We start from the raw sequence: 22,924 nt of genomic DNA, 5'->3' as shown, positions 1-22,924 counted from the left end.
GGGGGCCTACTTGTTACCTGCCCCCAGAATTTTATTTGCCAAAGCCAGATCGAATTGTTTGTTTCCGAATATTGATTTGGTTGCGAGGACTTTTTTGAAGGCGTCTGAGTCCAGGCTCAGGTCATTTTTTTGCGCTGCAAATAATGCGGTCAGAAAGGGGTATGCATAGTTGTCAGGTTCGGCCAATACGTCACCAATTAATGAGGGCGTGCCAAGGATGCAGTTTTCTGCCTTTGACAGGTAAAATTTTATCAGTCGCTCGTTTATTTTTTGGACTGTTGCGCTTATTTCATCAGGAGATGGGGTTTTAATGATGCCGCCCAGCTCGTCACCAAACTGTTTTGTTTCTTCCGACAATGATCTTTTCGACAAGAAAGATGAGTTCAACAGTCGGCTCTGATAGGGAGGTGATTGGTTTGTGCAGAAGCTAAATGCCTCGCATGTATAAACCTCCAGGCCCGCATAATAGCCGTCGGCCTTGGTCAAATGCTGTATGTAAATCTCCCCGAGCTTTTCCTTGGAGATAAGTAGGCCAAGTTTATTTTTGCTTGCTTTCAGGTCCAAGTGGGGCGACGTTGTCTTTTTTAGCGCTTCCAGTAATTCTGCTTCCAAGCTTTTACGAATTTCTATGCTCATTATGTTCACTTGTAAATTAAAAGATTGAAGGTTGCATTGTGCTGTGTGCCTTTCCCACCCAGCGGCACCCCCGGCTTTCCTTTGGTATCAACCTTGAATGTACCCTGCGTGCCGGCCGAAGGTTTTATCGTGCCCCCTCCCAAATGTTGTGTTGTGTTGGCCGGCTTAGTCATGTCGAAGACTTTGGAGTCGGTTTGGTTGGGGGTCAACTTCCCGGTGCCGTGTTTCACTTCAAATACGTGCAGCTTTCCGTTTCGGTCCTTAGCTACGAAGTCAGCCCGGATACGTTTCCCATTGACCTTCATGGTGACTTCTTCTGCGACGACCTTAAACCCATTTCGCTTAAGGTCATGAATCGCCTTGGTTCGGCCTTTATTGCCACTGACTGCGCTTTTGCATGCCCATCCCCATGGGTCCATCCACGTCAGAGGGTTTGGCGCATATTGATAGAGGTTCAATCCCCCCACCAACCCAATCGGATCCGGCGTCGTAAACCGACCCACATCCGGGTCATAAAACCTGAACGTATTGAAATGCAGCCCCGTCTCCCGGTCCAGGTATTGCCCCTGAAACCGCAGGTTCTGCTCTTCAATGTAATACGGCTCGCGCACCTCTTCTAACGTGTTGCCCCACACCCGATAAGTCGCCTGCCAGACGTTGTGGCCGTCCGCCTTGGTGAGCTGTTCCGGCAGGCCGTTGAGGTCGTTGTGGTAATAACGGATTTTTTGCAGCGGGCCGGTGCCGTCGACACGGGCCAGCGGTTCGTAACCTTCGTCTTCGTAGAGGTAGAGGCTGGTCTGTTGATGGCGATGCTCCTGCAACAGACGCAGGCCGTCCCAGGTGAAGCATCGTTTCCGTGAATGTTGGGCTGGGTGGAGCCGCCATCTTGGATGGTAATAAATAACCCTAGAGTACGGCCGCCTCTCGAATGCTCTGAGTCTTCAAGTGTGGGTAAATACTTGCTCGTCAAGAGTTTGATCTCGTCAATCATTCCTCAGGATAAATTTTCAGTTTGCTATTGTCCGTAAGTACTTCAAAAATGGTTAGGGAATCACCTGCGTGATTGATCTCATAAGATCTTTCCGTGAAGGTGCTTCGCCATATTTTTTCAGTAATCGAAGTGATTTTATCGGCGTTATATTTATAAAGGGTTTCGGAGTATTCTCCCGTGTTGTTCAAGCAGTAATGCCCTGTAGCTTTGTCATTCAGAAACTTAATAAGGGAAACCGAGTCAAGGTTGGCCTCTAGGTTGCCGTTTAGCTCACTGCCGAATGTAAGCTCAAGGATTTGATCGGCCTCATGCAAAAAAAACCTTCTATAAACAATCCATTGCTTTTTAATTGTTACGTATTTCGCAAATTTCAACTCGCCTATTATGTTGTTATCTTTATTTAAGAAGTAACATTGCCTGTTTTTGTCTGGCTCGGAATCTTTTTTTAGAAAGCGTCCAGGCTTACATCCCTGGAGCTCCGACATATAGGGGGCCGGCGAATAGGAAGGCATGATCCCCATGCCCCAGATTGTCGTTTTGTAGTTTTTCTCCATAGACGATATAAGCTCTGAGTATTTATCCTTATATTCGTTGAGTCGTGCGCATAAAAAGTCCTTCATGGGGGAATCTCCTACTTTGCTAATGGAAAAACCTTTCCACCGTTGAGCTCCAAGTTGAGTTTATTTAAACCCGACTCGAATCCAGATTTTGTGTTCGCCCCTTTCAGGGTTTCCCATACGTGTTGTTTATACGCATTGCCATGTACGCCTTCCCCGGCATGAGCGGTTGCTGTTGTATTTGGTAAGCGGGACTGTGGGTTTACAGGTAGCCATATACCATTTTCTTTCTGATTTATGTCAATACCAAGTCTGTCCATACGTCTTCTCAACCAGCGCATACGCACATCCTTCGAATTAGACATTACTATATGGTGGGCTCGATAGTTTGAGTTTGGCGCTTTACCCAAACGGCTTCCAAGAACTTTAGCATCGCTCGAGCAACTCAGGCCCAGAGCGTCTATCCAAGTGAATGGGTTAGGTGAGTACTGATAAAGATTGAGTCCCCCCGCCAACCCAATCGGATCCGGCGTCGTAAACCGACCCACATCCGGATCATAAAACCTGAACGTATTGAAATGCAGCCCCGTCTCCCGGTCCAGGTACTGCCCCTGAAACCGCAGGTTCTGCTCTTCAATGTAATACGGCTCGCGCACCTCTTCTAACGTGTTGCCCCACACCCGATAACTCGCCTGCCAGACGTTGTGGCCGTCCGCCTCGGTGAGCTGTTCCGGCAGGCCGTTCAGGTCGTTGTGGTAATAACGGATTTTTTGCAGCGGGCCGGTGCCGTCGACACGGGCCAGCGGTTCGTAACCTTCGTCTTCGTAGAGGTAGAGGCTGGTCTGTTGATGGCGATGCTCCTGCAACAGACGCAGGCCGTCCCAGGTGAAGCGGGTTTCGCCGAGTGGGTAGCCGTTGGTGTCGTGCTCGGTTTTTTCGATGCGCCGACCCAGCGGGTCGTAGGTCATCCTGAGCACGCTGCCGTTTTCGTTGCGTACTTCAATCAACCGACTCTCGGCGTCATAACCGAAGCGTTGCAGGCCCCGTTTAGCGCTGCGTTTTTCGATCATCCGGCCAAACGCGTCGTAGCGGTAGCGTTTGTCCTGATAGGTCAGCAGTTTGTTGTGCACCACCAACCCACTACCGGGTTGTGGGCCGTCCAGCAGGTTGGCGGCGGCGTCGTAGGCGAAGGTTTCGCGCTGGCCGTGCAGGCTGTCCTGGCTGGCGATGATGCGGCCGGTGGCGTCGTAGTGCAGCAGTTGGCGATGTTGCGCGGCGGGTTGTTGGTCGAGTTTGCCGATCAGGTTGTCGGCGGGGTCGTACTCGAAATGTTTCTGCACGGCGGCCGGCATCAGCGATGGCTGGCTGATGTGTCGGCGTTGGCGTGAGCGCAAGCGCCCGCTGCGGTCGTATTCGCTGCGGGTGCTGATCTGGCCTTGGGTGCGCAGCACTTCGCGGTGCAGGCGGTCGCGTTCGAAGTCGCTGATGACCTGGCCGTCGAGGTTGATCTGGTGCAGGTGGCCGCTGCCGTAGTACAGGCGATTGAGCCAGCGACCGTCGGGCAGTTGGGTCTGGATCAGGTTGCCGAGTTCGTCGTAGTGGTATTGCAGACTGCCGGCCGCGCTTTGTTCTTCGAGCAACTGGCCGAGGGCGTCATAGGCGAAGCTCAGGGTTTGTGCGTTGCCGTGGTGGTCGGTGAAGGTGACGGCGGTGAGCTGGTCCAGTGGGTCGTAGGTGTAGTCGGTACGGCCATCGTCGGTGAGTTTGGCGATCAGCCGGCCGACAGCGTCGCGTTTCAGTCGATGAACGATGGGGGCCAGGGGCGTCTCGGGGACGATGGCCAAGCCGTTGCCGTAAGGCGCCGGCACAGCCGTTATCGTCGCGACGTTATCCAACGGGTCATAGGCGTAGCGCTTGGCGCTGCCGTCGAGGTCTTGTTGTTCGGTCAGTCGGTCCGCGGCGTCCCAGGCAAACCGATAACTTTCGCCGTTCTCATTGGTCAGCGCTTGCAGCCGCCCGTAGTTGTCATACCCGAACTGCACCTGCCTGCCGTGGGCGTCGGTACGCTGACGCACCTGGCCGCGACGGTTGTGTTGATAGAGCGTGGTGTGCCCGGCCGGGTCGGTATAACCGGTCAACTGGCCGCTGACGTCGCGCTGATACTGTTCGGTGCGCCCGTCCGGCAATTGGCTGCTGAGCAACCGCCCCTGGGCGTCGTAGCTGAATTGGGTGCGTTCGCCGAGGGCATCGGTGATGGTTTGCAGATAGCCCCGGTTGTCGTAGCTGAACCGCGTCGGATAACCCGAGCAATCAATGTGTTCGATCAATTGGCCGAACGGGTTCCAGCGCAGCTTTTTGCTTTTGCCGGTGGCGTCGATGATCTCGATGACCTGACCGTGGGTGTCGTAGCGGTATCGCGTGATGTGGCCCAGCGGATCGGTTTCGGCGATGCAGTTGCCGCGCTGTTCGTAGCGATACTGCCAGCTGTTGCCGGCAGCGTCGGTTTCCACCAGCGGCAAGGCCCAGAGCTCCAGCCACAAGGTCGAGTCACTGCGGCCCAGCGGGTCGGTTTCGCCGATCAGGTTGCCGGCATCGTCGTAGCTGTATGCGTAGTGCCCGCCCTGTGGGTCGGTGGCGCTGAGCAATTGGCGCTCGTCGTTCCATTCGAACTGCCAGGTCTGGCCAAGGTTGTCGCTGTATTCGGTGATCTGGTGCTGGGTGTTCCACCGTCGTGTACTGACGCGCTGCAAGCTATCGGTGATGCGCGTGACACCGGCGCCGAGGTCATAGTCGAACTGGTAAGCGTCGCCCTCATCGGTCCAGTGCCCGACCACGCGCCATTCCAGGTCTTCAACCAACGCCCATTCATAGAAACAACGCAGCCCTGTGGGCAACTGGTGCTCGACCATCCGTTGTCCGGCGTCGTAGGCGAAGCGCCGTTGCACCTGGCCGGTGGCATCGCGCACTTCGGTCAGGTTGCCCATTGCGTCGTAGCCGTAGCTGACGAGTATTTCGCGGTGTTGGTCGGGGTACAGGCGTTCAACCCGAGCCACGCGTCCGCCTTCGTGAATCAGCTCGACCTGCACCAGATCGAAGGTATCCCGCAGGCGCGCCAACCGTCCGGTTTCGTCATAGTCGAGATAAATGCGGTTGTCATTGCGATCGCCCAATTGATCAAGGCGCAGCAGCGCCGTATTGCCCGGCGTTGGATTGAACAACCGGTACACACCGTCATCGCTTTCAATCAACAACTGCCCATTAACGTGGCGCCGAACACTAAGCCCCTCACCCGCGCTGAACACCGCGCCGCCCAAGGGGATCGAACCCATGTCGATGCGCCGGCCCTGTTCATCGGTGTAGACCAGCGTTTCCCCGCCCTCCGGGTGAGGCAGGATTTCAACCCGCACCTCGTAGGCAACGCTCCAACCCGCCCCGAACAACCCATCGCGACGCTCGTCGCGGCTGTTGTAGAAGCGCTGCCAATCCATCGGCAAGATGCCAGGCAATACGAAATCCAGCTCTACATCGCCACCCAGCACCTTGGCTCCGGTGGCGGCATGCACCGGGTTCGACGAGCCCATGGCGGCGTTGGCCATCGCCCCCATCGCGCTGCTGACGGCCATCGACGTCGCGCCACCGATCAGCATGCACGGCAGGTTACTCAGGAATTTTCCCTTGCCGCCCTTGAGCATCAGCAACGCGGTGACCGCCAGGCCCACGCCCGGGGTCTTGCCGCTGCGGATCTCGCGTACCACCACCGAGCCGCCGCCAATGGTCACGTTGGAGGAAATCAGACCGGACGACACCACCTTGGCGTCGCAGGTGCTGCGGTCGCCGCTGCGCACGGCGGGCTGACCGTTGATAGTGACCTTGTCCGAGCCCTCGGCCATGAACTGCGGCGGCATCGGCGGATGCTTCATACAGACGAGCAGGTCCAGCGGCTTGGGCACCGCGCCGGGCGCCGGGGTGGCGACGGTGGGGCGCCACATCTGGGAGAAGAAGCTCTCGGCCATGTCCAGGTAACTGGCTTCGGCTTCGGGCTCGGGCGCCTCCAGTTCGGTACCGGCCGGCGCGACATGGGACGGAATCGCCCCGGCGGCCCGAGCGGCGGGAATGTTGTTGGTGAGGGTGTTGGTGGAGCCGGTGAGAATGTTCGCCTGCACCGTGGGCGGGAAGAGGGCGTTGCTGAAACTCTCGCATAAATTGCTCAGGCCTTTGTCGGCCCCGGTCTTGCTCATGGCGAGGCCGACAATCGTGCCCACCACCAAGCCGAGCACGACGCAACCCAACCCCCCGGTGACGACCGTGATGCCCGTGGCCGCGACCACGGCAGCCGTCGCCACCGCGGTGATCGCAATATTCGCCGCCACCTCCAGCACGCCGCCAAGAATGTCGGCCATCATCGAGGTGTGGTTGAGTGCATCGCCCAGCCGGGCGGCCCAGAGCGCGTCAGACATGCAAGGTGCTCATCAGGCCGGAACGTCGAACAACAGCGAACTCTTGATGGTCGCCCAATGTGCGGCTTCGGCATCGCCGAGTTTTTCGGCCTTCACGTAGCTCAGGGCGAGCATTTTGCGAGTGCCGGGCAACACCAGTGCCAACTGGTATTGGAAGACTTTGTCGTTGCCCTTGTTGAACTGGCTGCGCAACTCGATGCCTTCGACTTCCTGGCTGGCGCCCAGACGCACGGCGACGCCCGGTTGAAAACGCAAGTCTTGCACTTGTTTTTCCAGACGCTTGAGCTGGTCGTCGAAGTTGCTTTGCAGGGTTTCGCCCTCGGCCAGCAAGCTGCGGCTGACAATCAGCGAAGTGCCCAGTTCAGGGAACTTGAGGATGTTGATCGACGCGTCTTGCAGTTCGCTTGCCGGCAGTTGGAACTGGAATTCATTGATTCGGTAAGTCATGGAACACAGATCTCGTGATTAGCCCTTGGGTTTGGGAAACGCGGCATTGATGTTGGCGTCGATGCTGGCCTTGACGCCCTGGCCATCAGGCGTGGCGCCAGCGCCGCCGCCGTTGTTCAGGTGCAGCACGCCGCCGGTGTTGAACTCGGCATCACCGCTGGCATAGAAGCTGATTTGCACGCCGGTCAGGTTGATCTGGCCGCTGGCATTGAGCTCCAGGATGCTTTCACCACAGACCAGCCGCAGGTTCTCGCCCACTTCAATGACATAGCTCTGGCTGATGCTGTCGGTCTTGCGTTGGCCCACCGAAAGAATGTCTTCCTGTTTGACGATACGCAGACGGTTGTTGCCGATGGTCACCGTCTCGTTATGCCCGATGCTCTTGTTGCGGTCGTGGCCCACCGAGTGGCTTTCATCCACCTCGACCACGATGTCCTGATTGCGCTCGGCATGGATGTACAGCTGTTCGGCGCCTTTCTTGTCTTCCATGCGGATTTCGTTGAAATTCGCCGGTGTGCCGCCCTTGCTCGAACGGCTTTTCATGCCGCTTTGGGTGGCGTTTTCCGGCAAGTCGTAAGGCACGGTTTGTTCCGCGTTGTAGACGCGGCCGGTGATGATCGGCCGGTCCGGGTCGCCTTCGAGGAAGCTGACGATTACTTCCTGGCCGATTCGTGGGATCTGCATCGAGCCCCAGTTTTTACCGGCCCAGGATTGCGACACGCGAATCCAGCACGAACTGTTTTCGTTGGACTGGTCGTGGCGGTCCCAATAGAAATGCACTTTCACCCGGCCGAATTGGTCGGTCCAGATTTCCTCGCCCTTGGGGCCAACCACCAGTGCGGTCTGCGGACCTTTGACGATGGGGCGGTGGGTGTTGGGCAGGGGGCGGTAGCTTTGTTGGGCGTCGATGCAGGTCAGGCTGCTTTCGAACTGCGCCGAAGCAGCAGCGCCGCCGGTTTCCCCGCTTTCCTGGGCGACGTAGTAACGGGCGCCGACGATCAGGTATTCGCGGTTCTGGTCCTGGCGGCTGAAGCCCGTGAGGCTGAACAAATGACCCGACCCCAGACCCCGGGCGTTGCCGGCGAACTCGACCTGTTCGTGCAGCGTCTGCAAGGCTTCGATGCGGGTGCGGGCGTAATGTTCGCCGTCTGCGCTTTGCACATAGGTGCCGGGATAGTCGTACAGGGGATAATCGCCGGCGGTGTGCGGACGAGGCATGGCCGAGCGCACGTCAATTCGCGCACTGGGGCGCTGGAAGTCATAGTCGTTGAGTTCCAGCGAACCCGGCTGGACTTCCTGGGCCAGGTGCCAATCGTGGATGTGATCACGTTCGCGCTGCTGTTCATTCTTGGGGTAGTAGGGCACCGAAGCGTAGCCGGGCACGCTGGTGTGGGCGCCGTAGGCATCGGCCAACACCAGCACGTGACGACCCTGTTCATGGCGGAAGAAGTAGTAGATCCCTTCCTGTTCCATCAGGCGGCTGACGAAATCGAAGCTCGTTTCGCGATACTGCACGCAGTATTCCCACTCGCGATAGGACCGGCTCAGGGCATCTTCGAAATCGGAAAAACCCAAATCGCGAAAAACCTGCTTGATGATCTGCGGGATGGTCAGGTTCTGGAAAATCCGGCAATCGGAGGTGCGGGTCAGCAGCCATAGCCAGGGCCGCAGCGTGGCCTGGTAGCTGGCGAACTGGCCCTGGTCGACGTTCTGGCTGCAACGGGCAACGATGCCATGGAAATAGCGCTCGCCACCGCCGTCCAGTTGCAGGCTCAGGCACATGGGTTTGCCCAGCAACTGGTTGAGGTCGATGGCGTTGTCCAGCGAGTGCAATTGCAGCTCATAGTTGAACAGCCGCCCCAGCTCTTCGCCGCCGCCCAAGTCCTTGAGCAGCAGCACATCCGGCCCCAGGGGGCTGGTGATTTTTGCCAGGCGTGAGAGTTGCTTGAATAGCATCAGTTATCCCGTAAACGTTGTAATCGCCGCGCCGCTTTTCCCTGCCGCAACCGGATCAAGTGTGGGAGCGGGCTTGCTCGCGAAGGGGCCATGACATCCAGCATCAATGTTGAATGTCAGTCCGCCTTCGCGAGCAAGCCCGCTCCCACATTGACCGTGTTCTAGTCAGGTCAGGTCAGGTCAGGCCGCGTCGCTGAAGTCGTAGTGCAATTCGTTATCCCGGGCGCTGATCCGCACGCCTGCCAGCGCTTTGCCTTCGAGCATGCGGGTGAGGAACTCGCGGCTCATGTCCGGCAGCAGGCTGTTGGTCAGAATGGTGTCGATCATCCGCCCACCGCTTTCGGTTTCGGTGCAGCGGGAGACGATCAGGTCGATCACTGCTTCGTCGTAATCGAAGGCCACTTTATGGGTGTTCTCCACGCGCTTTTTGATGCGGTTGAGCTGCAGGCGGGTAATGGCCTTGAGCATCTCGTCGCTGAGCGGGTAGTACGGAATGGTCACCAGGCGGCCCAGCAATGCCGGCGGGAAAATCTCCAGCAGCGGTTGGCGCAGGGACTTGGCGATCTCTTCAGGCGCAGGCACGTTTTGCGGGTCTTTGCAGACTTTGGCAATCAACTCGGTGCCAGCGTTGGTGGTCAGCAGGATCAAGGTGTTCTTGAAGTCGATCACCCGGCCTTCGCCGTCCTCCATCACGCCTTTGTCGAAGACCTGGAAGAAGATCTCATGCACGTCCGGGTGGGCTTTTTCCACCTCGTCCAGCAGCACCACGCTGTAGGGTTTGCGCCGCACGGCTTCGGTCAGCACGCCGCCTTCGCCATAGCCGATGTAGCCCGGTGGCGCGCCCTTGAGGGTGGACACGGTGTGAGCTTCCTGGAATTCGCTCATGTTGATGGTGATGACGTTCTGCTCACCGCCGTACATGGCTTCAGCCAGGGCCAGGGCCGTTTCGGTCTTGCCCACGCCGGAGGTGCCCGCGAGCATGAACACGCCAATCGGCTTGCTCGGGTTGTCGAGGCCGGCGCGGGAGGTCTGGATGCGCTTGGCGATCATCTGCAAGGCATGGTCCTGGCCGATGATGCGTTTTTTCAGGTGCTGGTCGAGGTTGAGCACGGTTTCCAGTTCGTTACGGGCCATGCGGCCCACCGGAATACCGGTCCAGTCGGCGACCACCGAGGCCACGGCCTGGTAATCGACCGTCGGCAGAATGAGCGGGGTTTCCCCTTGCAGGGCGCTGAGGCGCTGTTGCAGGTCCACCAGTTTCTCGCGCAGGGCGTGGCTGTCGTCACTGCCAACGTCGCTGTCTACCACGCCGACGCTTTCGCGCAGGGTGGCGCGGGTGGCGAGCAGTTCGTCCACCAGGGTTTTCTCTTCGGCCCAGCGGCTTTCGAGTTCGGCCAGGCGTTCGCGCTCGGCGGCCAGCAGGTTTTCGCTGTTGCTCTGGCGGGCACCGATGACGATGCCAATAGCGTGCTCGCGGGCGATGATTTGCAGTTCGGTTTCCAACGCCTCGATGCGGCGACGACTGTCGTCCACTTCGGCCGGCACGGCGTGCAGGCTGATGGCGACCCGGGCGCAAGCGGTGTCCAGCAGGCTCACGGATTTGTCCGGCAATTGGCGCGCCGGGATGTAGCGATGGGACAGCTTGACCGAGGCTTCCAGGGCTTCGTCAAGGATCTGCACCTGATGGTGTTTCTCCATGGTCGAGGCCACGCCACGCATCATCAACAGCGCTTTGTCTTCGGACGGCTCGGCGACTTGTACCACCTGGAAGCGACGGGTCAGGGCCGGGTCTTTCTCGATATGCTTTTTGTACTCGGCCCAGGTCGTGGCGGCCACGGTGCGCAGGGTGCCCCGGGCCAGGGCCGGTTTGAGCAGGTTGGCCGCATCCCCGGTGCCGGCGGCGCCACCGGCACCTACCAGCGTGTGGGCTTCGTCGATAAACAGGATGATCGGTTTTGGCGAGGCCTGGACGTCTTCGATGACCTGGCGCAGGCGCTGTTCGAATTCACCTTTCATGCTCGCGCCGGCCTGCAACAGGCCGACGTCGAGGCTGCGCAGTTCCACGTCCTTGAGCGCTGGCGGCACGTCACCGGCGACGATGCGCAGGGCAAAGCCTTCGACCACGGCGGTTTTACCGACGCCGGCTTCACCGGTCAGAATCGGGTTGTTCTGCCGGCGGCGCATGAGGATGTCCACCAGTTGGCGGATTTCTTCGTCACGCCCGACAATCGGATCAAGCTTGCCGCTGCGGGCCTGCTCGGTGAGGTCGACGGTAAAACGCTTGAGCGCTTCCTGCTTGCCCATGGCACTTGGGGCCATGGCGCCGCTGGCTTCACCGGGCACGCTGCCTGCGTTGAAACCATCGCTGGCGCTGAGCGCATTTTCCGGCGAGTCACCGACGTATTCGTCAAAACGCTCACTCAGGGCCTCGACCTTGATCTTGTCGAACTCTGCCGACAGCCCCAATAGTCCATGGCGCAGGCTCGGCGTCTTGAGGATGCCCAGCACCAGGTAACCTGTACGCACCTGGCTTTCGCCGAACATCAGGCTGCCGTAGACCCAGCCACGTTCCACGGCTTCTTCCACATGGGAAGAAAGGTCAGTGATTGAAGTCGAGCCGCGTGGCAAACGGTCCAGGGCTTCGGTCAAGTCACGGGCCAGGCGCGCCGGCTCGATATTGAACTGGCGGATGATGCGGTGCAGGTCCGAGTCCTGCAGTTGCAGCAACTGATGAAACCAGTGGGCCAGCTCCACATAAGGGTTACCGCGCAACTTGCAGAACACGGTGGCGGCTTCGATGGCTTTGTAGGCCACGCTGTTGAGTTTGCCGAACAACGCGGCGCGACTGATTTCACCCATGCTCATGGCTCCTTGAGGTCTGTGAGGTGTTGGCCTGCTCGGCGTAATGCCGGGCCAGTATTAAATCCTTGGCATCTTTTTCGGGTTGGCCCAGCCAGGTATTGAAACCCAGACGGAACTGGCGATTGAGTTGCAGCGCTGGTACTTCGGGCTGTTTCAGAACCAGGTTCAGATCCCAATCCAGTTCATGGCCCAGGTATTCGGCCACCCAGGCCACCAGCTCATTGAAGGGTTGGCTACCGGGCAGCATGCCCATGTAGTCATCCAGCTTGAGTGGCCCCAGGCGAATGCGGAATTTGTGCTGGCGATCCCAGACGTAACGGCCCAGGCAAAAATCCACGCCCAATTGATGGGCGCTGGCGCCCACGCGGCTGCGTTCCGGCAGCTCCAGCCATTGGCCGACGTACTCTTCGATCTCCACCGGCAGGCCGAAGTACTCGCTGAGAATGGCCTTCAAACCGTCCGGGTAGCGGGTTTGTGCCGACAGATGACCGCTGTAATGCAACTTCGCCGTGTCGGGGATCAGCCCTTGTTTGAGCAGGCTCGGCATGCCCCGGCCGCTCAGTGCCGCCAGGCGTGCCGACCAGTAGTCATCGTCCGGGCGGTCATGGCTGACCGTCGGCCGCGCTTCGGCCCAGGCCCGGTAAAACAGGCTCAGCAGGCGGTGATGGAACACATCCAGGAAGCGTTTACTGGTGCTGTCGGCGTTGTTGCGCTGGCGTTCGCGCACATATTCGGTGATGTGCAGCGGCAATGGGCCGTTAGGGCCGCCGAGGCCGAAAAAGAACTGCTCCAGGCGCGCCGGCGCACCGTCGACGCCCGGCTGTACCGACGCCAGGGTCGCCGGGGCGAAGGTGCAATCGGCTTGTTGCCCAAGGCGCAGCGGATCATCGGCCAGGCGCAACGAATGGCCCAGGCGCGGCAGTTCAGGCGATTCGCACTCGATGCGCCGCAACGCCTGGAAGAAGTCGTATTCCCAGGGCTCCTGGTGCATCGCGTCCAGGGTACTCACAGGGTCGGACGGCGTCCGGGCTTGGCTTTCCATCGCATGATCTCGCCGCGTTCGGTGGTACGGATCACCGTCTCGGTAAAACTGTTGATCGACACGTAGCGTGCCAGGAAGCGCTCGAACACTGCACCGAGCAAGAAGACTCCAGTGCCGCGAAACGCGTTTTCATCGAATTCCAGGGTGATCTCCAGGCCACGACCAAACACGATCGGGCCCGGCATTGGCAGCCGTCGGGTGCAGGCCTTGCTGCTGACGTCGCGCAGGCCTTCGATCTGCAATTGCAACGCCGCATCGTTGCTGTCGCCGTACAGGCGCAGCAGTTCGCGCAGGGCGGCGGCGCCCTGGCCTTGCTCGCTGAGGGACAAGTAATTCAGCGAAAGCTGGCTGATCAACCGCCATGCCTTGGCGTCGTGGGCATGGCTGGCGCGTGGGCGGCTCGGGCCTGCCACGCAGCGCACCGCCGCCACCGGTGCGCTGTCGGCCAGGGTGAAGTCGGTCTTGCTGTTGCCCACGCTCATGAACAGCGGCAGGTCGCGGTTGGTGCATAACGCCGTTACGCCCAGTTGGCGCAGGTCGTGGCGATAAGGCGCCTGCTGGCTGTCCACCAGGCTGACGAAGGTTTCGCTGCCGATGTAAGTCGAGCGCGGGCCGTTGCGCCGCTGGCCGCTGGACAGCACGCGGGGTTCGCGCCGCACCGTGTACCAAGCCTGATCGCGGCCGTAGCGAGACGGATCACGTACCGCATAGAACGGCAAAAAAGGCTGCTCCGACCCGGTGCCGTGGCCGGTGAGGGTGGTCAGGGAATGAATCTCGAAATCCATCGGCCGGGTGCGGTCGGCGATCACATGGTGTTCATTGACCCGTTCCGACAAGTGGATGCGATCCAGGCGCTTGGGAAACAAGTTGATTGCCGGGGTGCAGAACGGCAGGAACTGCGCGGCTCCGACGCTGCCTTCCAGGCTCGGATCGTGACGGTCGAACAGCACGATCAATTCCAGTTCCTGGCCGTCGCAGCGTTTGACCGCCCGGCTCAGGTGGGTGAAGTCGACAAACAGGAAGCGGTGGGGCAGGGCGAAGTATTCCTGCAACAGGCGATAGCCCTGGAAGGCCCGCGAGACCACTGGCAGCGCGGCGTCGGTATCGTCGAATCCCTGGGAACGCAGTGCGTCCTGCGGCAGGCGTTCCACCCAGTCACCGCCGGGCTGACGGGCGAACACGGCGCAGACGTTGCCCAGTAGTTGTTCATAGAGGCGGAAGGGTTGCTCGTCTGCGCCATTGAGGTACAGCGGCAGGTTATCCAGGGCCAGACTGTTGAACGGTAGTTCGGCGCCGGTGCGCAGGGTCAGGCGCAGACCGGCCTTGGCCTTGGGTTCGCTGGCGGCCAGGCGTCCGAGCATGGCGGACGGGTTGCCGAAGTACTCGGCCTGGCTGACCTGCAACGGCCACAACGTCACCGCGTGGGCGGTGCGGTACTCGCAGCAGGTTTGGGTTTCGCGGCCCAGGGCGGCGCGCAGGACCGTGTCCCGCGGCAGCGGGAAACCGCTGCTCAGCGAGCCTTCATCGGGGTCGGCCTGCAATTGCACCACGGTCATCGACGGTGTCGGCGCCAGGTAATGGGGGTACGCGATTTCCAGCAGGTTATGAGTGAAGGTCGGGTATTCGGCATCGAGTTTGAGCTGTACCCGCGCCGTCAGGTAGGCGAACCCTTCCAGCAAGCGCTCGACGTACGGGTCGGCGCAGTCCATGCCGGACAACGTCAGCCGACTGGCGATTTTCGGGTATTCCTGAGCGAACTCCGCCGCGCTTTCGCGCACGTGGTGCAATTCCTGGTTGTACAGTTCCAGCAGGCGCGGGTTCATGAGCGTCTCCGCTGTTCGGCGTTGATCACTCGCACATGACCGGATTCCAGGTCCAGGTCGGTTTGCAGCATCAGGCGCAGCGGCACTGGCTGGGCCCAGAGATCGCCTTCGATCTCGAAACTCAGGGCGTTGTGGTTCATCTCGGCGGATGCCCGGGCCCGCACGCGCAAAGTGTTGCGCAGAATCCGCGGTTCGAACGTGGCGATGGCCTGGTGGATCAGCGCTTCAAGCGCCGCGATATCGACGTTCGACGCACTGTTGCCGGCCAGGGCTGGCAGCCCGAAGTTGACCACTGAAGTGCCGGCCGGGGTGTGCAACGTCGCATCGGCGCTGAGCAACGACGTGGTGTTGAGCAGCCACGCCAAGTCACGCAGCACCGAGGCTTTCAGTTGGGTCAGGGAGAGCACGCGCTTGTCGGCGCTTTCCTTGAGGTTGCTCGGATCGTCGTCGGTCAACCGGTCCAGCAGGGACGGTTGCAGGCGATCGCGGGTGGCGATTTCGGTTACCACGAGAAATGCGCCACAAAATTTTTCTGGTCCATGACGCCGGTCATACAGCCAGCACTATGGGCGACCTTCGACACTTCCATTGGCTGGCCTTTGATTTGGCGGATGGCCTGATACCGAGCGTCACAATCACGACTTGGAGGCGGCTCGGGTATGGAGTGCTCCACGATAATGATTTGGGCGTTTTTGAAGGTTTCGACCCGTGGCTGACCTTTTCGATCGACACTCAGAAAACAAGGCCACGGCATGTCCAGTTTCAAGAGGCTTTGGTCCTGTTTGCGCAAGGCGCATTGCTGATCGTGTCTTTCCAGGGTCAGTGTTTGTCCGGCGACAATTACCTGATTGCCGGGTGCAGCGGATGGTTGCTGTTCGGCCCAGGCATTGAGGCTCAGCAGGCCGCCCGACAGTAGTATCAACAGGGTTCTTTTAATCATTTCAACCTTCAAAGCCCAATCTGTCTTGAGCGATGCGCAGAGTCGTGGACGATCGCATGTGAGGTCGGCTACCAAATGAAAAGACCCGTGTAATCTTTCTGATCCCCTGTACCGCGCAGGCAACTGGCACTGCGCGCGACCACCGAAGGTTCGAGCTGGCCTTTGACTTGGCGTACGGCGCGATACTCGGACCGGCATTCACGACTGTTCGCAGGATCAACGCTCACATGCAGCACGATCACGATTGGTACGTTATTGAAGGATTCGACGTGAGGTTTTCCCTGTCGGTCGACAGCAAATTGGCAAGGCCATGGCATCTCGAGGGGCAGCACGCTCTGATCCGGTTTACGCAACACGCATTGCTGCTGATCGTTCCCCAGCGTCAGTCGTTGTTCGCCCAGAGTGACGACCTGATCCTCGGAAGCAGGGGTAGCCTGTTGGCCGGCGCACGCCCACAGGCTCGACAATACGCAGCACAGGGCCGCCAGGTTTCGGCTGGATCTGATCATGCCAGCTCCCAGAACCAGATGGCTTTGGATCGGTATGCAGGGTCGCTATACCGGCCAATGGTCAGGCCGCGATTCCACAGGTCGATATGATCGCCGGTGCGATTGTCCGATGACTCTCCTGTCTGCTGGAAACAATCCTTGAAGAAGATGAGGCCGGTCTTGTCTTGTAACTTGCGGCGTTCGTCGGCGCTTCCACCGAGAATCTGTGGCCGTCCCAGATGATGCTTCCACAACCAGTTCGCCAGTGATTCGGCACCCCTCGCGTGTTCATGTTCACATTTGGGTTCGGTATAGGTGGATTTGTTGACCTTTATGGTCAGCTCCGCATTGAGCGTCATGCTCATGCGAATAGCACACTGGTTTGCCCAAGGCCCTTCGCAGGGCTTTGCGTCAGGGTACTTAATCAGGAGGTCGGAATACGCTTTCCACAAATTAATAAACGAAGGCTTGGCCATGACTCAGACACCGGAGGGAAAAGGATTGGATTCGAGCAAGCACCAAAATGCCCCCGACGTATAACGGCGGGGGCATGTTCGTTACACCTTGACGTTCTGGCGGATGTTCCAGCCGAACTTGACCGGCCCGCCTTCCTTGGTGCCATCGGCCTTTTGTGGCTGGTAGTCCACCAGCACCTTGGCGAAGTTCAGGGTGAGGTTTTCGGTCAAGCGATCATCGCTACCCGAGCCGCCGGTGCTCAGGGAAGTGACCAACACTTCTTCCAGGTTGATGATCATATACTCGACCTGGCTTTCGCCGCCGGCCTTGCGCACGGTCAGCTTGACCTTGTCGATGTGCTTGCCGCTGGCGCAGTGCATCATCAGGTTCGGTGAGGCTTTGTCGACGTACTTGGTCAGCGACAGGTCCTGGATGTTCACCTTGCCTGCACCACCACCGCTGCCCACGTGCATATTGCCGGACTGAGACATGCCCCAGCTCCAGTTCAAGACGTCGATTTCGTCCTTGTGGGCCTTGTCCATGGACTCGCCCTTGATGTCGCCGATCTTGATGAAAATATCAACAGCCATGTTTTCTCCCTGTGTGGTCTCTACCACATTGTGTTTTGTTGATCGTTCCCACGCTCTGCGTGGTAACGCATCTGGGGACGCTCCGCGTCAATGGGACGCGGAGCGTCCCGGGCGGCATTCCCACGCAGAGCGTGGGAACGATCACATCAAGGTCGGTGTTACGCGCCTTTGGCCGAAGGCAGCTTGGATACCAGGCGCAGCGACACGGTCAGACCTTCGAGCTGATAGTGCGGGCGCAGGTAGAACCTGGAGTTGTAGTACCCCGGGTTGCCTTCCACGTCCTCGACAATCACTTCGGCCGCAGCCAATGGGTGCTGGGCCTTGGTGGTTTCGGTGGAGTGCGCCGGGTCACCGTCGACGTAGTTGAGGATCCAGTCCTGCAACCAACGCTGCATTTCGTCCTTCTCTTTGAAGGAGCCGATCTTGTCGCGCACGATGCACTTCAAGTAATGGGCGAAACGGCAGGTGGCGAACAGGTACGGCAGGCGCGCGGCCAGGTTGGCGTTGGCGGTGGCATCCGGGTCGTCGTACTCGGCCGGTTTCTGCAACGACTGGGCGCCGATGAACGCGGCGAAGTCAGTGTTTTTCTTGTGCAGCAGCGGCATGAAACCGTTCTTCGCCAGTTCCGCTTCACGGCGGTCCGAAATGGCGATTTCGGTCGGGCATTTCATGTCCACGCCACCATCGTCAGTCGGGAAGGTGTGCGCCGGCAGGTTTTCCACTTCACCGCCAGACTCCACGCCACGAATGCGCGAGCACCAGCCGAAGTGTTTGAACGAGCGGTTGATGTTCACCGCCATCGCGTAAGCGGCGTTGGCCCACGTGTACTTGGAGCTGTCGGCACCGTCGGTGCTTTCTTCGAAGGCGAAGGCCTCCACCGGATCGGTCTTGGCGCCATACGGCAGACGCGCGAGGAAGCGCGGCATGGTCAGGCCGATGTAGCGCGAGTCTTCCGATTCGCGCAGCGAGCGCCAGCCGGCGTATTCCGGGGTGGTGAATATTTTGGTCAGATCGCGCGGGTTCGACAGTTCCTGCCACGAGCCCATGCCCATCACGGTCGGCGATGCGGCAGCGATGAACGGCGAGTGCATGGCGGCGCAGACTTTCGACAACTCGCCCAGCAACTCGACATCCGGCGGCGACTGGTCGAAGTAGTAATCGCCCACGAGGCAACCGTAAGGTTCGCCGCCGAACTGGCCGTATTCTTCTTCGTACATCTTCTTGAAGATCGGGCTCTGGTCCCACGCGGTACCCTTGAATTTCTTCAGGGTCTTGTGCAGGTCGGTCTTGGAGATATTGAGCACGCGAATCTTCAGTTGCTCATCGCTCTCGGTGTTGTTCACCAGGTAGTGCAGGCCACGCCAGGCGCTTTCCAGTTGCTGGAAATCGGGGTGGTGAATGACCTGGTTGACCTGAGCGGTGAGCTTGGCGTCGATGGCGGCGATGATTGATTCGATCGACTTGATGGCGTCGTTGGACACCAGGTCGGTCTGCGCCAGAGCCTGTTCGGCCAAGGTGCGCACGGCGGTCTCGACGGCTTCACGAGCGCGTTCGGTCTTGGGTTTGAATTCTTGCAGCAGCAGGGAGGCGAACTCGCTGGCTTCTTCGGTGGTGCCCAGTGTCTGAGCGTCTGCACGTACTGAATCGGTCATGATCATTCGTCCTGATTAAGCCTGAGGCTCGGCTGGCTTCGGCGCACTGGCAAGTGCCTGGAGCAGCGCCGGATCCTTGATGGCCTTCATGATGATTTCTTCGGCACCGGTCTTGCCGTCCATGTAGGTCAGCAGGTTGGCCAGTTGGGTGCGCGCTTCGAGCAACTTGTTCAGCGAGTCGACCTTGCGCGCCACTGCGGCCGGGCTGAAGTCGTCCATGCTTTCAAAGGTGATGTCCAGGCTCAGGTTGCCTTCGCCGGTCAGCTCGTTGGGCACGTGGAACGCGACGCGTGGCTGCATGGCCTTGAGGCGCGAGTCGAAGTTGTCGACATCCACCTCGAGGAACTTGCGATCGGCCACGGGTGCCAGAGGCTCGGCGGGCTTGCCGGCGAGGTCCGCCATGACGCCCATGACGAAGGGCAACTGGACCTTTTTCTCGGCGCCGTAGAGCTCGACGTCGTACTCGATCTGCACTCGAGGCGCACGGTTGCGCGCGATGAATTTCTGAGAACTTTGCTTCGCCACGTTGCTGCTCCTGGTCGCTCAAGCGACGGTGTTGGCGTCATCGGTGGTACCGGTGACGTGACTGCGTGATCCGTTCGCTTTTATTCGCTGTCTGGTCCGCGCAGGTTTTCAAATTGGCTCATGCCGTCGGGAATCAGGTTGCGCACGATGGCCGCAAAGTCGGCATGCACCAGATTCTTCGCCCGGTTCAACAGCACCGGCAGCGGGCTGGAGGGCTCATGACGGGTGTAGTACGCAAGAATCCGGTCCAGGCTGCGCAGCACGTCGTCGCGGTTGTTGATTTCGCCAGTGCTGCGCGGTGTGCTCGGCGCGGTGGAGTGTTCAACCGGCGCGGCACTGTCGTCGCTGATGGCATCGGGCAGGGGGCTGTCGCCGCTTTGCGGGGCGAACTGGCCGAGAATCTGCAGGGCCATTTTTAGCGGTTGCTTCAACGGGCCAAGGTCAACGCCCTGGGCGGAACCGATTTGTTCGCTGATCTGTTGCTCGATGGCCTCGGCGACGCTGCGGGCCTCGTGCAAAGCCGCGCGGGTGATTTCCAACTGTTCGGGATCGCTGTCCAGGAACGCCCCGGCGAGCTGCTCGGCGCCGAGGTTTTCGTCAGGGAAGCTTTGCAGGCCGCTGGCATTGGCGGCGGCGCGCAGGCTGACAGCACCAAAGGTTCGCGAACGGGCCAGGATGCTTTCGCGCAGCAGACGAATGGTTGCATCGGACGTCAGGCCGGCGAGGGCATTGATGCGCACAGTGGGGTCGTTGTTGTCTTCGGCATCCAGGCGCGGATGCAGGTCGGCCCAGTACTGCTTGAGCAACTCGCTGATCAGCGTCAGGACGCGGGCAAGGCCGGTGACGCCTTCGAGGGCAAGGGAGCTTTGCAAAAGGAAATGGGTGATGCGCAGGTCTTTGCTGCGTTGCAACAACTCCAGACTTTGCTGCTGGATGCTGCGCCATTCAGGGGGGGCGGCAGGCAATATCGAATCGCCCATGCTGCGCTCGGGCTGGCCCAGGGAGTCGCGTTCCAGGCGCAAAAAATCCGCGTCATATTCCAAATCTTCACCACAAGGCGAAGTCGCAGAAACGGCGGCGAGCAACAAAGGCACTTCCACTGAATTTGATCTCCCTATCGCCCGACTGACAGTCGGGCTGTTCACACGTTAGTTCCAGGTGGAACTAACGTGTTTCCTTGAGTGTAATGGCCCTTTGGATGCGCGATGATCTTAAAGTGCCATCATTGATATTCAAGAAGTTGTGCATTTTTGGTGTAGTACTTATGGCTTGTCAAGGTAAGCTATTTCCCCTGTGTGACAGATGTGAGGTGCTTAACAACCCGCGCGACCGATGGGTCGAGGCAGGCACTGATGCAGGTTTTTTGTCACGCAAGCCGGTTAATATTAGCAATCATGCTGGCAAAAAGCCGTTTTCGAGGTTGTTTGCAAGGTAGTCGGACCGAGTCTGGCGGGAGTAAATCCCGATTCGTCCGCGCGCAAAGTGTTCAGCAAGGAGGCAAGATGTCGCTGTGTTTGACTATTACTAGTTATCACAAAATTACCCCTGGCCAGTGCCCTGAGAAATCCATGAATCAGGGTGTGATGGCGATAGGTCGAAACTCTGATAATGACTGGGTATTGCCCGACCCTGAGCGCTTGGTTTCCGGCAAACATTGCGTTATTCAACATAAAGATGGCCGGTATTATTTAACCGATAACAGCACCAACGGTGTGGAGTTGGTCAAGGCCGGTATTCGTCTGCGCAAGGGCAACAGCGAGCCGTTGCAAGATGGCGAAGTTATCCGCATCGGGGATTATGAAATCCAGGCGCGTATTGATTTCAGTCTGCCGGTGACCGACGGCAACCCTTTTGCTGATTCGTCCAGCAGCTTTGAGGCCCTGATGGGGCGTCAGGGCGCTGTCGTGAATACGCCGACGTCGTTGCCCGTGACACCACCTGCACATTTTCAGGGCGTATCGGCCATGGACACGATGCCGGACCTGTTCGACTTTCTGACACCGACCAGCGTCCCGCCAGCCACCCAGCCTGACCATGTCCCGGCCGAGCAGCACGACTTCCGCCCGCCGACTCCGATCCCCGACCCAACGCCCGTGGCCGGGCCTGCACCGCTGGCGTCGGCCCCGGTGATTCCGGAAGATTGGGACCTGCTCAGCGACAAGCCTGCGCCGGTGGCTGTTGCCCCGCTGCCGGTTGCAGAGGTTGCGCCGCCACCCGAACCTCACATCAACGTACCGATCGAACCGGCTCCCCTTCGCGAACCGTCCGTGGCCGTCGTCGAACGCCTGGTCGATCCGGTCAACCCTGCCGACAATTCTCAACCCGACCTGTTGCAAGCCTTTCTGCGCGGTGCCGGGCTGGATCAAGTACGCCTGGACAAGGCCCAGGCCGAAGCGCAAATGGAAAGCATCGGCCGCAGTTATCGGCTGATGGTCGAAGGCCTGATCGATGTCTTGCGCGCCCGTAGCAGCCTCAAGGGCGAGTTCCGCATTCAGCAGACGATGATTCAACCGGTGGAAAACAACCCGCTGAAATTCGCTCCCAACGTCGATGAAGCATTGCTGTTGCTGTTGCGCCACAGCAATCAGGCATTCATGGCGCCGGACCTGGCTGTGCGCGACAGCTTCGATGACTTGCGTGCCCACCAATTGGCGGTGATGGCTGGCGTGGAAGCTGCGATCAAGCACCTGCTGGCGCGCTTCGAGCCGGCGCAACTGGAAGAGCGCATGGGCAAGCCCGGCGGCCTGTCGAGCATTTTCAGTGGATCGCGACAGGCCCAGTACTGGCAGCAGTTCACCGAGCTCTACAGCAATATTTCCCGCGAGGCCCAAGAGGATTTCCAGGACCTGTTCGGTCGGGAATTCAGCCGTGCCTACGAAGAACACAGTACAAGGCAGCGCCGCGGCTGAGCATCGCCATCGCATAGCGCCATTGATAGCAAAGAACGGAACAACGGATAGCTGAAACGTCATTGAGGACGCAGGATGATTCCCAGGTTTTTACTCGCAGTTGTCACCGCGCTTCTGCTGACCGCATGTGCCAAGGATGCGGCCAAACCCCAGCCCGAAGAGGCTGAGGCCGAGGCCGACACGGCCGCCGTCGAGTTGCACTTTCACGCCATTGCCGGGCTCAACCCCGGCGCCACTGGCCAGCCAGCCCCGGTCCGGGTGCGTATTTTCGAACTGAAAAATGCCGCCACCTTCGGCCGCTCCGATTATTTCGCACTGGCCGAACGGGCCCAGGCGACGCTCGGCGCCGATCTGATCGATCAGGACGAAGTGCTGATCCAGCCCGGCCAGCAGTTGAGCCTGCAGCGCGACCTCGACCCGGCCACCCGCCATATCGGCGTATTGGTGGGGTATCGCGAGCTGGATCAGTCGTTGTGGCGCGCAGTGATGAATGTCCCGCCGCGCCAATACACCGAATACCAGATCAGCCTCGACGTGCGAGCCGTGCGCAGCGCCGTCGTGGTTTCCCCATCCAGCCCTGCCCAATAAGCAAT

The 22,924-nt window shown here is 59.5% G+C and carries 18 protein-coding genes and 1 pseudogene; 2 read left to right on the top strand and 17 right to left on the bottom strand.

What is annotated here, in order from left to right; genetic code table 11:
• Nucleotides 1-6 precede the first annotated feature (6 nt).
• The 17 genes and pseudogenes from AB7M29_RS02640 to tssA all read right to left on the bottom strand — a co-directional run bounded on the left by AB7M29_RS02640 (nucleotide 7) and on the right by tssA (nucleotide 20,522).
• Nucleotides 7-636, bottom strand: a complete 630-nt coding sequence (locus AB7M29_RS02640; RefSeq protein ID WP_454246271.1) for a hypothetical protein — start codon at nucleotides 634-636, stop codon at nucleotides 7-9.
• 5 nt (nucleotides 637-641) lie between these two features.
• Nucleotides 642-1,481 (bottom strand): annotated as a pseudogene (locus tag AB7M29_RS02635) (RHS repeat-associated core domain-containing protein); the annotation flags it as partial.
• A gap of 142 nt (nucleotides 1,482-1,623) precedes the next feature.
• The gene (locus tag AB7M29_RS02630; RefSeq protein WP_217856920.1) at nucleotides 1,624-2,247 is read right to left on the bottom strand and encodes a hypothetical protein; all 624 of its coding nucleotides are present in this window, start codon (nucleotides 2,245-2,247) and stop codon (nucleotides 1,624-1,626) included.
• An 11-nt stretch (nucleotides 2,248-2,258) separates the two neighbouring features.
• Nucleotides 2,259-6,641 (bottom strand): RHS repeat-associated core domain-containing protein, encoded by a 4,383-nt coding sequence (locus tag AB7M29_RS02625; protein ID WP_454246270.1) that lies wholly within the window; start codon nucleotides 6,639-6,641, stop codon nucleotides 2,259-2,261.
• A 12-nt stretch (nucleotides 6,642-6,653) separates the two neighbouring features.
• On the bottom strand, nucleotides 6,654-7,088 hold the full coding sequence (locus AB7M29_RS02620; RefSeq protein WP_217856916.1) for a DcrB-related protein: 435 nt from the start codon (nucleotides 7,086-7,088) through the stop codon (nucleotides 6,654-6,656).
• Nucleotides 7,089-7,106: 18 nt separating this feature from the next.
• Nucleotides 7,107-9,044, bottom strand: a complete 1,938-nt coding sequence (locus AB7M29_RS02615) for a type VI secretion system Vgr family protein (RefSeq protein ID WP_217856915.1) — start codon at nucleotides 9,042-9,044, stop codon at nucleotides 7,107-7,109.
• Nucleotides 9,045-9,224: 180 nt separating this feature from the next.
• Nucleotides 9,225-11,903 (bottom strand): type VI secretion system ATPase TssH, encoded by a 2,679-nt coding sequence (gene tssH, locus AB7M29_RS02610; protein WP_454246269.1) that lies wholly within the window; start codon nucleotides 11,901-11,903, stop codon nucleotides 9,225-9,227.
• On the bottom strand, nucleotides 11,896-12,948 hold the full coding sequence (tssG, locus tag AB7M29_RS02605; protein WP_217856913.1) for a type VI secretion system baseplate subunit TssG: 1,053 nt from the start codon (nucleotides 12,946-12,948) through the stop codon (nucleotides 11,896-11,898). Before tssG ends, tssH begins: the two co-directional genes overlap by 8 nt.
• The gene (gene tssF / locus AB7M29_RS02600; protein WP_454246268.1) at nucleotides 12,912-14,771 is read right to left on the bottom strand and encodes a type VI secretion system baseplate subunit TssF; all 1,860 of its coding nucleotides are present in this window, start codon (nucleotides 14,769-14,771) and stop codon (nucleotides 12,912-12,914) included. Before tssF ends, tssG begins: the two co-directional genes overlap by 37 nt.
• The gene (tssE, locus tag AB7M29_RS02595) at nucleotides 14,768-15,280 is read right to left on the bottom strand and encodes a type VI secretion system baseplate subunit TssE (RefSeq protein WP_007894480.1); all 513 of its coding nucleotides are present in this window, start codon (nucleotides 15,278-15,280) and stop codon (nucleotides 14,768-14,770) included. Before tssE ends, tssF begins: the two co-directional genes overlap by 4 nt.
• Nucleotides 15,274-15,723, bottom strand: coding sequence for a hypothetical protein (locus AB7M29_RS02590; protein WP_225923088.1), 450 nt, complete (start codon nucleotides 15,721-15,723; stop codon nucleotides 15,274-15,276). Before AB7M29_RS02590 ends, tssE begins: the two co-directional genes overlap by 7 nt.
• 56 nt (nucleotides 15,724-15,779) lie before the next feature.
• On the bottom strand, nucleotides 15,780-16,220 hold the full coding sequence (locus tag AB7M29_RS02585) for a hypothetical protein (RefSeq protein WP_217856911.1): 441 nt from the start codon (nucleotides 16,218-16,220) through the stop codon (nucleotides 15,780-15,782).
• On the bottom strand, nucleotides 16,217-16,675 hold the full coding sequence (locus AB7M29_RS02580; RefSeq protein WP_454246267.1) for a type VI secretion system amidase effector protein Tae4: 459 nt from the start codon (nucleotides 16,673-16,675) through the stop codon (nucleotides 16,217-16,219). Before AB7M29_RS02580 ends, AB7M29_RS02585 begins: the two co-directional genes overlap by 4 nt.
• Before the next feature lie 81 nt (nucleotides 16,676-16,756).
• Nucleotides 16,757-17,245, bottom strand: a complete 489-nt coding sequence (locus AB7M29_RS02575) for an Hcp family type VI secretion system effector (protein WP_007894494.1) — start codon at nucleotides 17,243-17,245, stop codon at nucleotides 16,757-16,759.
• Between the two features lie 158 nt (nucleotides 17,246-17,403).
• A complete protein-coding gene (gene tssC, locus AB7M29_RS02570) occupies nucleotides 17,404-18,897 on the bottom strand; it encodes a type VI secretion system contractile sheath large subunit (protein ID WP_052967842.1) in 1,494 nt (497 codons plus the stop codon).
• A gap of 15 nt (nucleotides 18,898-18,912) precedes the next feature.
• Nucleotides 18,913-19,422: a type VI secretion system contractile sheath small subunit gene (gene tssB / locus AB7M29_RS02565; RefSeq protein ID WP_007894500.1), complete on the bottom strand. Its 510-nt coding sequence runs from the start codon at nucleotides 19,420-19,422 to the stop codon at nucleotides 18,913-18,915.
• An 80-nt stretch (nucleotides 19,423-19,502) separates the two neighbouring features.
• Nucleotides 19,503-20,522, bottom strand: coding sequence for a type VI secretion system protein TssA (gene tssA / locus AB7M29_RS02560; RefSeq protein WP_217856909.1), 1,020 nt, complete (start codon nucleotides 20,520-20,522; stop codon nucleotides 19,503-19,505).
• Nucleotides 20,523-20,924: 402 nt separating this feature from the next.
• Between tssA and tagH the strand changes: the two genes are divergently transcribed.
• Both tagH and tssJ read left to right on the top strand, forming a co-directional pair.
• Nucleotides 20,925-22,331 (top strand): type VI secretion system-associated FHA domain protein TagH, encoded by a 1,407-nt coding sequence (gene tagH / locus AB7M29_RS02555; protein ID WP_454246266.1) that lies wholly within the window; start codon nucleotides 20,925-20,927, stop codon nucleotides 22,329-22,331.
• Between the two features lie 75 nt (nucleotides 22,332-22,406).
• The gene (tssJ, locus tag AB7M29_RS02550) at nucleotides 22,407-22,919 is read left to right on the top strand and encodes a type VI secretion system lipoprotein TssJ (protein WP_454246265.1); all 513 of its coding nucleotides are present in this window, start codon (nucleotides 22,407-22,409) and stop codon (nucleotides 22,917-22,919) included.
• Nucleotides 22,920-22,924: the final 5 nt, after the last annotated feature.

The organism is Pseudomonas sp. F-14 TE3623, assembly GCF_053629015.1.
Note: the sequence above shows the minus strand (reverse complement) of the source record. Positions and strands in the feature narration are given on the sequence as shown.